Raw genomic sequence first — 14,366 nt, forward strand, 5'->3', positions numbered from 1 at the left:
TCTATAGTACCTCCTTATAGAAGTCTCTTTGAACTTGCTTTTTAGATAACTGAATTGCTTTTTTGGCTCTTGCATTTTGAGAACTTTTAATAACTATATAAATTGTGTTTCCAAAAACAACAAATAGTAATGAAATTGCACCAATTGCTAATGACCAGGCTTGAAATTGTCCTTCATATAATTGAGTTCCTAGCGTTTCTGTATTTGAAACAATTCTAGCTATTATAAAATCGTCAAATGATAAAGTCATTGTCATAACAAAAGTAAAGCCAATTGAACCTAACATATAAACAAAATATGTTTTAAACCACGTTTTAAATTTTGAATATCCTAAATCTTGACTAGCTTCAAAAATATTTTTTGAAAACTTATCACTCTTAGGTAACATAATTAATATTCCATATGGTAGGCACATAACTGTGTGACCAATTATTGACCTAAAGAATCCTTCACTTGTCGCTTTAAGCGTTCCAAAAAATAAGAAGTTTAAAACAATTGCTAAGGTAATCCCTGTTATAACATCGGGGTTAATCATTGGTATATTAGAAGTTGCTTGAACATAAGTTCTAGAAGTTTTATTTTTGTGACGTCATAAAGCAAACACAGTTAATAATGAAATGGTGATTACTAAAACTGAAGTGGCAATACCAAGTAAAAATGAATTTAAAAATGCTAGTCCATGTGATTTTGAAAAAAGTTCTGAATAGGCTTCAAAAGAAAACTTATTTCAAGTTGTGACTGAAAATGTCCCTTTTGATGAAGGAGCATTAAAACTAAAAATAACTCCAAAAATTATTGGAATATATAAGAAAGCTAAGACAAAAAATACATATGAGTATTTGAAAAATGATTTCAGTCTATTCATAAGTACCCCCTTGTCTTTTCTTTGTTATTAAATATGGAATGCCATAAATAATTGCATAAATTGATAGCAGAACTGCAAGAGTAATAATAACTAATGTTGAAGAACTTGCTAAATCAAAAGGATTTGCGGTGTTGGCAAACTGATTAATTAAATTACCTATCAATTGTTTTTGTGAACCATTAGGTAATAACTTATCTGAAATAATGATTGAAGTTGCTGACATCATTAAAACAATTCCAAATCCACTAAGCATAGCCTTAGAACAATAAGGAAGAATTACTGTGAAAATAGTTTTGAATTTAGAATACCCTAAATCTTCAGAAGCTTCCAAGATATTATTAGGCATATCCTTTAAAACTTGATAAAGAGGCAAGACCATAAAAGGTAAATATAAATAAACCATTCCAAAAACCATAAAGAAATTGTTATTAAGCATATTTTCATCAAAAATCGCAGAAAATAAACCTCTAATTGCTAATGCTTTTGAAATTGTAAATATTGCTAAAGGACTTAAAATTAGCGTTAAACCTAAAATTTTAATAGTTTTGGATTTAGACCTTGAAACGATGTATGCATAAGGAAAACCTATTATTAAAGCAAAAAAACCAGCAAAAATTCCTGTGCCCAACGAACGAACAATAATAATTCAAGTAGAAGGTTTAAACGCTACTTCTCAGTTCTGTTCAGTACCTTGATTATTAAGAGGTTTAAAAGCATAAATAAAAACAAAAATTAGGGGCAAAACAATAAAAAGTATTGAAAAAATAATATATGGAACTAATAAAGAAATTTGTAATTTTGTAATTGGCACAGAAACCTTGCTATGTTTCTTTTTTTGAGCCAAGAATGATCTAAATTTCATTAGTTTGCTCCAACTCTTTTTCCATTGCTTCCATTTTTCTGTCTTTTTTCATTAAGTGAATTGAATCAACATCTCAATCCAAATATACTTCTTTATCAACATCATGTTTAGATGAAGTTTCAATGTGAATAATTTTACCATTTACATCAACATCATAGTTATAGTAACTTCCACCATATGTTGACTTAATAATTTTTCCAATCAATTTAGCTTTTGATTTTATTTGGGTAATCAATATGTCTTCAGGGCGTATTAGAACATCTAATTCTTCTTGTTCTTCAAATTCATTATGAATGGTGTCAAATGTTTTGCCCATAAATTTTACTTTGTTAGCTGTTAAATAAGTAGCTTCAAAAAAGTTTGAATCCCCAATGAAATTAGCTACTCATTTATTAATTGGGTAGTCATACAACTCTCTTGGTGTAGTAAATTGCTCCACTTTACCATCTCTAATAACAGCTATTCTATCGCTTAATTGCAAAGCTTCATTTCGGTCATGAGTGACAAAAATAAATGTTAATTTTAGTTTTTGTTGAATGTCACGTAAAAGGTTTTGCATCCTCTCTCTAATTTTGGCATCCAACGCACTTAATGGCTCATCTAGAAGTAATATCTCAGGCTCAATAACTAAAGACCTAGCTAAAGCTACACGCTGTTTCATTCCACCTGATAAAAAATTTACATTCTTTTTTTCGTTTCCACTTAAACCAACCAAACTCATTATTTTTTGAACTTCGGCATCCATTTCTTCATTATTAATTCTTCTTGTTAAATAACGCTTCTCATATGCTTCAGTTTTTAGGTCAACATAATTTTCTCAATATGAATATGTAAAATCCATATCGTCAATTCATTTTTGATATTTATCTTTTTTTCTTTGTGACAGTTGAGGATTATTTTTTAGCTCTTTTTCGTAAAGCTCAAATTCTTTGTCTAAGTTTTTCATTTTTTGAAGAGCAAATTTTTTTCATTTTCTTTTTTGAACCTTTAATTTTGATTCAAAAGTTTTAGGAATATTATCTTTTCTAATACGTCTTAATCTAAGTCCATATTTAATATTGTTTTCAACATTTAAATGTGGAAAAAGCGCATAATCTTGAAAAATTGTAGATACATCACGTTTGTGGGGCGACAAATCTTTAATGTCTTTACCATGTAGTTTAACTTCTCCACGAGTAACTCATTCAAATCCACCGATAATGCGTAAAATTGTGGTCTTTCCAGAACCAGAAGGACCAAGAAGAGTAATAAATTCACCTTTTTGAATACTTAGATTAACATTATCTAAAACAGTTTTATCTTCATATTCTTTAACAATGTCAACTAATTCAATAATAGGAGCATTTTCAATTTTTAATTTCTTTTTATCCATACTATTCTCCCTTTATTAATATCCATATTTCTTAATTTTTTGTTCTTTATTAACTCAATCATTATCAACTTTTACTTTTAAAAACAAATTAGTGGGCCGGTTAAATAACTCGGACATTTTTTTTCGAGCATTCATTGAAATGACTTTAATTTTAGACCCACCTTTTCCTATAACAATTCCCTTTTGCGATTCACTTTTAACCAAAATTGTGGCATTAATTGCAATTGGTTCTTCCTCAGATTCTTTGAACTCGTCAATTACTATGGCAATTGAATGTGGAACTTCCTCATATAAATTTTCAATAGCTTGTTGTCTAATTATTTCTTTTGCCATGAACCTTAAACTAATGTCTCCAATTTGATCTTCTTCATAAATAGTTTCAGAATCATAAGCATATTTTTTAATTTCTTCAATTAAATCCTTATAGCTTTGTTTTAGGTTTTTACCCACGCCTAAAACTACTTGAAATCCTAGCTCTTTTAATTTTGCTGCCCTTTGATCTAAAATTTGATGCTCTTTTATCAAATCTACTTTTGTAATAATGGCAATTTTATTTTGTATTTTTAATTCTTTAATTTTGTTAATAATGAATTCATCGCCTCTACCCAATTCTTCATCTGCAGGACTTAAAAATAAAACTAGATCTGTGTTTTCAATAGCATCATAACTTTTTTGGTTTAGTTTTTCAGATAGCAATTGTTCTGGCTTGTGTATTCCTGGAGTATCTATAAAAATGATTTGCGAATCATTGTCGTTGTATATTCCTCTAATATTGTCTCTTGTAGTTTGTGCTAGATTAGATACAATAGTTAATTCATAATCTAGTATTCCATTGATTAATGTACTTTTTCCTACATTAGGTCTACCAATTAAACTAACATAACAAACTTTCTTCATTTCACCACCTTTTTATTGTCTTTTTATTCCTAAAATATTCATTATATTATCAACATGTGCATTCATAGTAGAAGCTTCCTGTTCAGTCTGATGGTCATAACCAAATAAATGTGCAATGCCGTGTGCAAATATGTAACAAAACTCTCTTCTAATACTATGATTAAATTCTTTGGCTTGTTTTTTAATTTTTCAAGGGGATATTATTATTTGTCCTAAATAAATTTCATCTAAAAAACTAAGCTCATCTTGTGCATCCAATGGAAAACTTAAAATATCCGTAGTGTAGTTTTTATTTCGATATCTAAAATTTAATTTTTTCATCTTAAATTTGTTCACAAATAAAACATCCACTAATAGTTTTTTTTGCACTCCAAATTCTTTAGCTGAAGCGTCTAAAATATCTAAAAATTCCTTCATGAAATTAAAGGTCGAAAAACTGCTATTTTTGAAGGTAATTTTATTCATAAAGATAATTATAAATTAATCTATAAAAATTACCTTAAATTATTAAGGTTGGCAAATTGTAATTATTGGAGATTTTTTATCTATAAATCTCTGTGAATGGCCAGTTTCAATAATCAGTGCTTCATTTTGAAAATGAATTATTATTTCTCTTAGTTTTTTAAATAGCTTTCACGATATAAATTCAAACGCTTCATCAAGTAAAATAATTTTATATTTTCTGATTATTAATGGTAAAACTTTTATGAGTTGCTTTTGACCAAGTGATAGTTTGTCTTCTGAATGGTTTAAGTTGGAAAATATGCTTAAATTAAGAGTATTTAAAATTTCTTTAAATTTGGCATCATTTAATAAAATATCAACAATTTTTTTGTCTATATTTAAAAATAAGTAAGTATATAAGTCAACATTAGGAAAATTAAAACTATTGTCAATGTAAAATACATTACTTTCTAACCAATAATTGGAAATTTTATTCAAGCTTTCATTATTGAAAAATACTCTGTTTTTATATTGAATAAAATTACCCGCTAATGTTTTAATTAAGCTAGATTTTCCTGCTCCATTTTTGCCAACAATTTTGCAATTGTTTTCAATGTTTAAATTTAAGTTTTGAATTATTTCTTTGCTACCATAAGAAATTGTTAAATTTTTTATACCAATTTTGTTAATTGTTTTATCAATAATATTTGAACAAATTATGTCGTTTTGGGGAGCATTTAAAATGAAACAAATTTTTGATTTAAAAATTTCATTAATTGACTTATTTGTTAAAAAACCTTGAACTAAAACAATTGGATTATTTATCAGTCCTTGAACACTAATAATGAAAAACAAATGTGAAATCGGTTCTTTTGAATATTGGATAAAAAAATAAATTATTATAAAGTTAGTAATCAAAACAAAAACGGAATTTAGTAGCTTTTTAAAAGATAAAAATTTGTCCATTTTTTTATGAAAATTATTATTTACTAATAAGCAATTATTAAAGTTCATTATTCTTTCTTGATTCCAAATGTAAGAATCATAATTACTTTGATTATTTGCAAGAAAAGAAATATCATTAATTTCTTCAATAGTGTTTTTTAAAATTAGTTGGTTTAATTGTTTTATTTTGAAATCAATAATAACTGAAATTAAAATTCTAACTAAACAAAATAAAAAGATAAACAAAATTGTTGTTTGGTCAATAGATAAAAATAACGAACAAGCAAGACTTAAAGAGACAACAAAATTAGATAATAAAAAATATTTATTTGCTAAGAAACCACTCATTATCTCAATAAGGTTATATCTAATTAAAACTTCATTTCTATTTATTTTTCTAAGTTGAGATTGGTCTATTTTGTTTAGTTTATTTGAAAATTCTTGTTTTATATTTTTTTGAAACAAGTTTTTAATTTTTGAAATACATAGATCGTTAATTCAAGTTAACAAAATAGTAACTATAGAAATTCAAACAAACAAAATAATATTTTGCGTTGCAAAATTTAAATTTTTAATTTCAATATAACTAAAAATTGCTTTGTTTATAAAAGAAAGACAGTAGTGCAATAATGGTAGAGCACAACCAATTATAAGGCTCAAAATTACTAAACTAGGTTTAGTTAGAAAAGTTATTTTATCTTTGGTGATTAATTTTGAATTTATTGGTTTATCATTTGCTTTTGAAGATAGTAAAATAATTCCCGTAAACATAAGCTTAAAATTTTCAAGTTGCATGATTCTTCTGCCATTTACTGAATCATTTATTATTATTTGATTTTTAGTAATTTCCTCTATGCAAATGTAATGTAATAATCCATTTATTTCAATCATAGTAATAATAGGAAATTTAAAACTATTGTCTAGAAATTCATTTCAAGAAGCTTTATATGCTTCAATGTTAATTTTTGCTTCTTTTGCTAAATCAATAAAACTAGATATTGAAATACCGTCTCTATCATAATTAGCTAAATATTTTAGTTCATTTATATTTAGCCATTTTTTATAATAAAAATGATGTAATCCTTGAATTACAAAAATACCACAATCCTTAACATATTCTTGCTTCCTTATTTTCATATTGTCATTGTTACATTACCTAGGCATTTTTTGTTCTAAATTAATAAAACTTTAAGAAACATATAATAAAAAGCCCTAAGAATATGTTTTTTGTATACAATTTTTATTATGAAAATAACTAACAAAAAAAAGCACCTTTTTTTGCTTAATGCTATTATTACTGGCGCAGCACTTGTAATACCAGCTGTTGCTGTTGTTTCTTGTGCACATGCAAAACCTTATATTTCACTTTCGGAAGACGATGAATATACAACGGTTATTGATAATGTTAGAGTAGCAAAAGGTAGCGCAAAAGATTTTTATGATTTAAACACAACTAGACTTTTTAATCCGATAAGTGGTGAAGATAAATTTTATAAGCTTTACTTACCTGATGGTAGTAGACTAAATAATAGGCATGATACTAATCATAAATTTCAGTTGAAAGAATCATTTAAATTTTTAAAATTAGATAATTTAACTGGCGCTTACAGTTATCGAGTTTTTTCATTTAAATATGATGATTTAGTTGAAAATATACCTGGAGTTGCAACTAAATCTAAATATACTAAACATAAAAATAATACTAAAGCTGTTTATATTGTTTTATATTGGGTTGATAAAACAAAAGAAGCTGCTCCAAATTGGAAAGAAAAAATACTTGAACCTTCAAAAACGTTTTTTCCAGAAGTTGCTGGTCCAGAAAGATTAGAAGAGGCGCCGTGAGCTTTTAAAAAAGGTATTATTGAAACTAATCGAAGGGGCTTTTGAGAATTTGTTACAGAACCATTAGTGGTTCTTTTTGAGGAGGAATAATATAATGAAAACTATAAGAACTAGATATGCACCTAGTCCAACGGGTTTTTTACATATTGGTGGTGCTAGAACTGCGTTATTTAATTATTTATTTGCAAAGCACTATGGTGGTCAATTTATTTTTAGATTAGAAGACACTGATGTAGCACGTAATGTTGAAGGTGGAGAAGCAAGTCAATTAGAAAATTTAAAATGATTGGGCATTATTCCCGATGAAAGTCCCTTAACACCAAATAAAAAATATGGAAAATATCGCCAATCAGAAAAACTTAAGGTTTATCAAGATTTTGCTAATAAATTAATTGATAAGGACTGTGCTTATAAGGCTTATGATACTTCAGAAGAATTAGAACAACAACGTAAAGAACAAGAAGAGGCTAAAATTGCTTCTTTCAGATACGACCCAAACTGATTACAAATATCTGAAGAAGAAAAACAACGTCGTGATAAAGAACATCAATATTCAATTAGACTAAAACTTAAAAAAAATACTATTTATGAATGACAAGATATTGTAAGAGGAAAAATTGAAGTTAACAGTAATGATATTGGCGATTTTGTAATCGTTAAAAGTGATGGATATCCTACATATAATTTTGCAGTTGTAGTTGATGACCACCAAATGGACATCAGTCATGTACTTAGAGGCGAAGAACATATAACTAACACTCCAAAGCAATTGGCAATCTATGAAGCTTTAAATTGAAACCCTCCTGCTTTTGGACATATGACAATTATTACTAATATGGAAGGTAAGAAGCTGTCTAAAAGAGATAAGACTCTTAAACAATTTATTGAAGATTATCGTAATGAGGGCTACCACCATCATGCAATATTTAACTTTCTAGCCTTATTAGGTTGAACTTCGGGTGATAATAATGAAATTATGTCACATGAAGAATTAATAGAAAAATTTAATCCCGAACGACTTTCTAAATCTCCTTCTAAATTCGACATCGTAAAAATGGAATGATTTTCAAAACAATATATGAAACAGATGGACAATAGTGTAATAATGTCTCAAATAGAATCTCCTTTTGATGAAGAATGAAACAATTTATTTATTGAAACATACAAACAATCAGCACCAACAATTCAAAGCATTCAAGAATCTCTTTCAATTTATAAAAACCCTAAGAAGAGTACCGATTTGAAAATTGGTAATATGAATGTTGTAACCAAGTTTTATAGCCATTTAAAAAATAATGAATTTAGTGTAGAAAAAATTCAGCATTGCATTGATTTAGTTAAGAGTGAACTAAATCTAAAAGGTAAAGAATTATTTATGCCGATAAGAATTGCGACAACCTATGAAGAGCATGGTCCGGAGCTAGCTAAAGCAATTTTTCTTTTTGGTAAAGATGTTGTTTTTGAAAGATTAGAAAAGTGAAACTAAAATATATATTAGAATCAGAAATTGATGGTACTAAAAACACTGTTGTAGAAACAGAATATGTGGATTATTTTGAGGATACTGAAGATAAATTCATAAAAATTGAATTCACCGACCCTAATTTACAAAATTGTAAACTACTAGCTTCATTGAATGAAATAAAAGTATCATATGCAAAACAAAGTCTGCATATGATTAAAAACACATATATTTCTAATGAATTTAAGCTTTCTGAAAACCAATCTTTTTTTATGGATGCTTATTTATTAAATGTTAGTATTGATGCTACTGAAATTAGTTTTAATTATGATTTTTTGCAAAATAAAAACATTATTGTTCGAAACACAGCAAGGTTTATTATCAAAAAATAATTTTTAAGGTCTGGCTTAGCCAGATTTTTGTTACTAGAAGTGCCAAATATAATGTATCATTATATTTATGTTTAAATGAGAGTATGTTTGAATTAATTTTATTATTTTAATTATTGGATACTTTATTGGTTCAATTAATATTAGTATTATTCTTTCGAAAACAAAAAATAAAGACATTAGACAAGAAGGCTCTAAAAATGCAGGCGCTACTAATGCTTTAAGAGTGTTTGGTTTTAAATTTGCAGCTTTAGTATTTGCATTTGATTTATTAAAATCTTTTATACCAACTCTAATTGTTTTTATAGTGAAAGTTACTACAAAAAATAGTTATATTATTCCTTTATTTGCAGGACTTGGAGCTTTTATAGGTCATATTATTCCTCTATATTTTAAATTTAAAGGTGGTAAGGGAGTCGCTTCATTTTTTGGACTAGTCTTAGCTTTTGATTTTCCTACTTTTTTATGATTAGTTTTAATTTATTTAATTTTTGTTTTAACAATTAAATATATTTCATTATGCTCTGTAATTGCAACTATCATTTTTGCTTTTATTAGTTTTATTCCTCAATATTATGGCACTTGATTATTAGCTTTTATGAACAAAGACATTCCACTATGGTCACATAGTTATATTTTAGTTTTTGCTTCTATTATTATTTTACTTAAACATATTCCTAACTACATTCGAATATCTATTTATCAAGAAAAGAAACTTGAAATATTCAAAAAATGCTCTGAATAATATATTTTTAGCAATTAAATGACGAAAGTGCTAATTTAGTGCTAAAATATATTTGTTAATGTGGAGGATAAATGCAAAATAATAAAGATAATGTCCTAAAAGGCAGGCATTTAGAGATTTTCAAAATGATTGTTGAAATGTATTTTGAAACAGGAGAACCAGTTGGTTCTAAGAAATTAGTTGAATTAAGGAACTTAAAAATTTCTTCAGCTACTATTAGAAATATAATGTCAGATCTAGAAAAAATTGATTTTTTAGAAAAGCCACACATTTCTGGTGGGCGTATACCTTCAACTAAGGGTTTGGAATACTACACTTTAAATATTGCCTATGATCCACAAAAATTTTGAAACAAAAAACTAGAAGACCTATTAGCTAAAAGGCGCCTAAGTATTGATACTACATTAGATGAAGCCGCTAACTTAATTGGTAAAATGGCTCATTTTACTGTTGTGGCTTCTTCAAACAATCAAGATGAAAAACTAAGAAGTATTCAGCTGATACCTCTTAATGATTTATCAGCAGTTATTGTTATTGTTACAAGCAGTGGTAATGTTCAAAATAAAATTTTCAATTTTGAAAAAGATATTGAACTAAATGACTTACGAATTGCAATTCGTTTACTAAAAGAAAGATTAATAGATACACCCCTAATTGAACTAGCTTCCAAAACTCAAGCACTTTTACCATTGTTCAAAGAACGCATTAGTAACTATGAATTAATCATTCAAAAATTTATTAAAACTATATTTACTTTTGAAGAAAAAATCGAAAATAAAACATACAACAAAAATGCTATAATTCTATCTAAAAACATTTCACGGGATGAAATAGTTAAGGTATTAGATTTTATTGAACACCAATCAGTTTGGGAAACGATTGAAAACAACATTGATGAAGACAACAATATTAAACTTGATTATTCGAGACCTAATTTAAATATTATTAGTAAAAAAATTAATTTTGAAAATGATAAAAATATAAAAGAAATATCAATTGTTGGACCTAAATATATTGATATCGAAGAGGGTTTAGAAGCTATTACAGTATTGGAAAAGTTAGTTGAAAAAGGATGTAAATAATGTGAAAATTTAATAAATATGATGTCATAAAACTTTCATTAATAACTTCAAAGAAAACAAAAAAAGAACCTCAAGAAATAGTTAATGAATACTCTTACATATGAGAATTTGATGAGTTAGAACCTTTAGTACTAAATATTATAAATAAAGGTAAATTAACTAAAGATAATGAACTAACATATGCTCAAAAAAATGAAAAATATATACTAAAGCTAAATTCAATTAATCAATTAGATGAACAAAATAAGAGATTGGTTGACAATATAGAAGGTCTAAAAAACAATCTTAAAACCTTGAGTAATGAATTAAAAGTATCTAAAGAAACTATAAATTCATTACAACTTAAAAATGAAGAATTAAGCCGGAAAAATGTAGAAGAGACACTCAAATTTAAACAAGAAGTTTTAAATATTCAAGCTAAGGCTCAAGAAATGGTTAGTGAGCACAAAAAGAAAACTACTGAGCACCAAGAAGAACAAATTAATGAGATTAAAAAATATGCCTTGCAATCTTTTATTGAAGATTTAATTATGCCCTTGAACAATTTTGAATTAGCTATATTAGCAGCTAAGAAAAACGACAATCCAGTTTTAAAAAATTTTATTGTTGGTTTTGAAATGTTATTTAGTCAAATTGAAAACAAATTGTTTGATATAGGACTAGCAAAAATAGAACCTAAAGTTGGGGAAATATTTAATGCTGATTTTCACCAGGTATATGAAGTGGTGACTTCAGATATGGAAAAAGACACAATTTTAGAAGTAAAAAATATAGGCTATAAATTAAATGACCGCGTTATTAAACCTGCTTTAGTAATACTTTCTAAATAGTTCGTATTTTTTTCCTAAAATGAAAGATTTAATAATAAATTTGCAATAAAATTCAAACATAGAAAAGAGATAAAATGAAATTACCATTTATACCAATAAAAAAACAAATTGTTTTACCACATGACTTTGATAATATCAGAGTTGGTAAACCTAATTCAATTATGGCTATGGAAGTTGCAATGGCAGCAACTTCTAATAAAAGAAAAATTGCTTTTACATTCATTAAAGAAAAACACTTTAATGATGATACAATAAATGATTCTTCACAATTGGAAGAATATGGGGTAATTGCTGTAATACAAAAAACATCTTCAGAATCAGGTGTTTATAAGCTTACATTTGACACCAAAGAACCAATTAAAATTAAGAAATTAGTTCTTAAAAATGAAAAAGAAGAATTTAGCGACAATAATCCTTATTTATATTTAGAATATGAACCGGTTAAGAAACAAAAAGAATTTAATATCGAAAGTTTCAAAAAATCATTAGACCTTTTAAAACTTAAGACAATCGAACACAAAGAAAGTGCTAAAGGCAAGGGCTTTGGTATTATAATGCCAGAAAAGCCTACCGAAATTAATTTTAAAAACTTTGAACAACTTGGATATATTTTTGAAGATTATAATAATGAAGATTTTGCACAAATGGCAGATATTCATATTTGAGATGTCATTCAAAAAAATAGAAAGCTTTATACTAAAGAAGAACTACTAAGTTTATTTCCATTATCTGGTGAAGAAATTATTAATGGTCTAACCAAAATAATGTCACTAAGAATAACATCTAACCAAGTTGATATGGAACTTAATAAGAAACTAAATGAGGAAATGGAAAATTCTCAAAGAGATTTCTTACTAAGAGAGAAAATGAAGCATCTAAGAAGTATGCTAAGTGATGAAAAGGGTGAAAATGCTGATGCTTTAGAAAATGACCCTGAACAAAGCAAGAGATATCCTAAATATGTTTTAGAAGCACTTAGAGTAGAACAAGCAAGATTAGCGGGCATGATGGCTTCAAGTCCAGAAGCTAATGTTTCTAAAACCTTTATTGAATTGATTTTAAAATTACCTTGAAGAAAAGTGAGCAAGGAACTTATAGACATCAATTACGTAAGAGAAATACTAGATAAACATCACTTCGGTCTAGAAAAACCAAAAGAAAGAATTTTAGAATTTATTTCAGTTTTAACACATACTAAAGCTCAAAACCCTGAAAATGAATATAGTCCTATTAAGGGCGATGATGAGCACTTTATTGACAATAAACTTTTTGTAAATAAAACTGGCGACACATTTAACAATCCTGTTAATAATATTCCTATTTTAACATTAATAGGTCCTCCAGGTACTGGTAAAACCACACTGGCTAAATCAATTGCTGAAGCTCTAAAAAGAAAATTTATTAAAGTTTCTTTAGGTGGTGTAAAAGATGAAAGTGAAATAAGGGGACATAGAAGAACTTATGTTGGTGCTATGCCAGGAAAAATTATTTCAGCTATTAAAAAAGCAGGTGTATCTAACCCTGTTATCTTGTTGGATGAAATAGATAAAATGTCTTCGGATTTTAGAGGAGATCCAACTAGCGCAATGCTTGAAGTTTTAGATCCAGAACAAAATGCTAATTTCCAAGATCATTATTTAGATTTAGAATATGATTTATCTAAGGTTCTATTTATAGCTACAGCCAATAGTTATGATTCAATTCCTGCCCCTTTAATAGATCGTGTGGAATTACTAGAATTATCAACATATACAACACGTGAAAAATTAGAAATAGCTAAAAGCCATTTAATGCCAAAAGTTATATCACAAAATGCCTTAAAACCAGAGCAAATCAAATTATCAGACAGTGTTTTAGAATTTATAATTCGTTCATACACAAGAGAAAGTGGAGTGCGTGAATTAAAAAGAATTCTTGATAATATTGCTCGTAAAATTGTTGTTAAAATTCTTGACAAGGAAGTTAAAAATAGTTTTGAAGTTACCAAGGAAATTGCAATTGAATTTTTAGGTCCAATTAAATTTGAAGATGATGAAAATGAAAATAAGGACCAAGTTGGTGTAGTTAATGGTTTAGCATATACTAGTTTTGGTGGTTCAACATTAGCAATTGAAGTAACTAAATTCCCGGGAAAAGAAGGTTTAAAGCTTACAGGGCATCTTAAAGATGTTATGAAAGAATCTGCTCAAATTGCATTAGCTTATGTAAGAGCTAATGCCACTAAGTTTGGAATTGATTTTGATTTTGAAAATAATGCAATTCATATTCACGTTCCTGCAGGTGCGATTCCAAAGGATGGTCCTTCAGCAGGTGTAACATTTACTACTTCTATTATAAGTGCACTTTCAAATAAAAAAGTCCCAGCTAATATTGGTATGACGGGAGAGATTACACTAAGAGGTAAAGTGTTGCCTATCGGTGGTTTAAAAGAAAAATCATTAGCAGCTTGTCAATATGGAATTAAAAAGATTTTTATTCCATTTGAAAATAAAAAGAACCTAATTGATGTTCCTGAAGAAGTTAAAAAAGAGGTTACTTTTGTACCTGTTAAATATTATGAAGAAATATTTAATGAAATTTTTAGAAAATAATAGACAAAAAAATACTCGTGCTTGCGAGTATTTTTTAGAT

Annotated in this window: 13 protein-coding genes; 7 read left to right on the top strand and 6 right to left on the bottom strand. The window is 27.3% G+C overall.

The annotated features are described in order from the left end of the window. Position 1 precedes the first annotated feature (1 nt). The 6 genes from JXZ91_RS02410 to JXZ91_RS03720 are packed head-to-tail and all read right to left on the bottom strand — an operon-like array spanning position 2 to position 6,522. A complete protein-coding gene (locus JXZ91_RS02410) occupies positions 2-865 on the bottom strand; it encodes an ABC transporter permease (protein ID WP_205851423.1) in 864 nt (287 codons plus the stop codon). Further along, positions 858-1,727: an ABC transporter permease gene (locus JXZ91_RS02415; protein WP_205851424.1), complete on the bottom strand. Its 870-nt coding sequence runs from the start codon at positions 1,725-1,727 to the stop codon at positions 858-860. The genes JXZ91_RS02410 and JXZ91_RS02415 overlap by 8 nt, the downstream gene beginning before the upstream one ends. Further along, complete coding sequence (locus JXZ91_RS02420) at positions 1,717-3,099, bottom strand: ABC transporter ATP-binding protein (RefSeq protein ID WP_205851425.1); 1,383 nt, start codon at positions 3,097-3,099, stop codon at positions 1,717-1,719. Before JXZ91_RS02420 ends, JXZ91_RS02415 begins: the two co-directional genes overlap by 11 nt. 15 nt (positions 3,100-3,114) lie before the next feature. Next, positions 3,115-3,996: a GTPase Era gene (era, locus tag JXZ91_RS02425; RefSeq protein WP_205851426.1), complete on the bottom strand. Its 882-nt coding sequence runs from the start codon at positions 3,994-3,996 to the stop codon at positions 3,115-3,117. Positions 3,997-4,008: 12 nt separating this feature from the next. Further along, positions 4,009-4,461 carry an rRNA maturation RNase YbeY gene (gene ybeY / locus JXZ91_RS02430; protein WP_205851427.1) on the bottom strand — a complete coding sequence of 151 codons (453 nt, stop codon included), beginning with the start codon at positions 4,459-4,461 and terminating at the stop codon, positions 4,009-4,011. A gap of 42 nt (positions 4,462-4,503) precedes the next feature. After that, positions 4,504-6,522 carry an Mbov_0121 family peptidase domain-containing ABC transporter gene (locus JXZ91_RS03720; protein ID WP_205851428.1) on the bottom strand — a complete coding sequence of 673 codons (2,019 nt, stop codon included), beginning with the start codon at positions 6,520-6,522 and terminating at the stop codon, positions 4,504-4,506. Positions 6,523-6,663: 141 nt separating this feature from the next. Here JXZ91_RS03720 and JXZ91_RS02440 point away from each other — a divergent pair, with 141 nt between their 5' ends. From JXZ91_RS02440 to lon, 7 genes are all read left to right on the top strand, one after another. Further along, entirely contained in the window at positions 6,664-7,317 is a 654-nt protein-coding gene (locus JXZ91_RS02440; RefSeq protein WP_205851429.1) for a hypothetical protein, read from the top strand. A 4-nt stretch (positions 7,318-7,321) separates the two neighbouring features. After that, on the top strand, positions 7,322-8,713 hold the full coding sequence (gene gltX, locus JXZ91_RS02445) for a glutamate--tRNA ligase (protein ID WP_205851430.1): 1,392 nt from the start codon (positions 7,322-7,324) through the stop codon (positions 8,711-8,713). After that, a complete protein-coding gene (locus JXZ91_RS02450) occupies positions 8,704-9,081 on the top strand; it encodes a hypothetical protein (protein WP_205851431.1) in 378 nt (125 codons plus the stop codon). The genes gltX and JXZ91_RS02450 overlap by 10 nt, the downstream gene beginning before the upstream one ends. A 67-nt stretch (positions 9,082-9,148) precedes the next feature. Next, positions 9,149-9,823, top strand: coding sequence for a glycerol-3-phosphate 1-O-acyltransferase PlsY (gene plsY, locus JXZ91_RS02455; RefSeq protein ID WP_205851432.1), 675 nt, complete (start codon positions 9,149-9,151; stop codon positions 9,821-9,823). A 71-nt stretch (positions 9,824-9,894) separates the two neighbouring features. Beyond that, positions 9,895-10,905 carry a heat-inducible transcriptional repressor HrcA gene (gene hrcA / locus JXZ91_RS02460; protein ID WP_205851433.1) on the top strand — a complete coding sequence of 337 codons (1,011 nt, stop codon included), beginning with the start codon at positions 9,895-9,897 and terminating at the stop codon, positions 10,903-10,905. After that, positions 10,905-11,735, top strand: a complete 831-nt coding sequence (locus JXZ91_RS02465) for a nucleotide exchange factor GrpE (RefSeq protein ID WP_205851434.1) — start codon at positions 10,905-10,907, stop codon at positions 11,733-11,735. The genes hrcA and JXZ91_RS02465 overlap by 1 nt, the downstream gene beginning before the upstream one ends. A 74-nt stretch (positions 11,736-11,809) precedes the next feature. Continuing rightward, a complete protein-coding gene (lon, locus tag JXZ91_RS02470) occupies positions 11,810-14,326 on the top strand; it encodes an endopeptidase La (RefSeq protein WP_205851435.1) in 2,517 nt (838 codons plus the stop codon). The last annotated feature ends 40 nt before the right edge of the window (positions 14,327-14,366 follow it).

Source organism: Mycoplasma enhydrae (assembly GCF_017116825.1).
GTDB lineage: Bacteria > Bacillota_I > Bacilli_A > Mycoplasmatales > Metamycoplasmataceae > Metamycoplasma > Metamycoplasma enhydrae.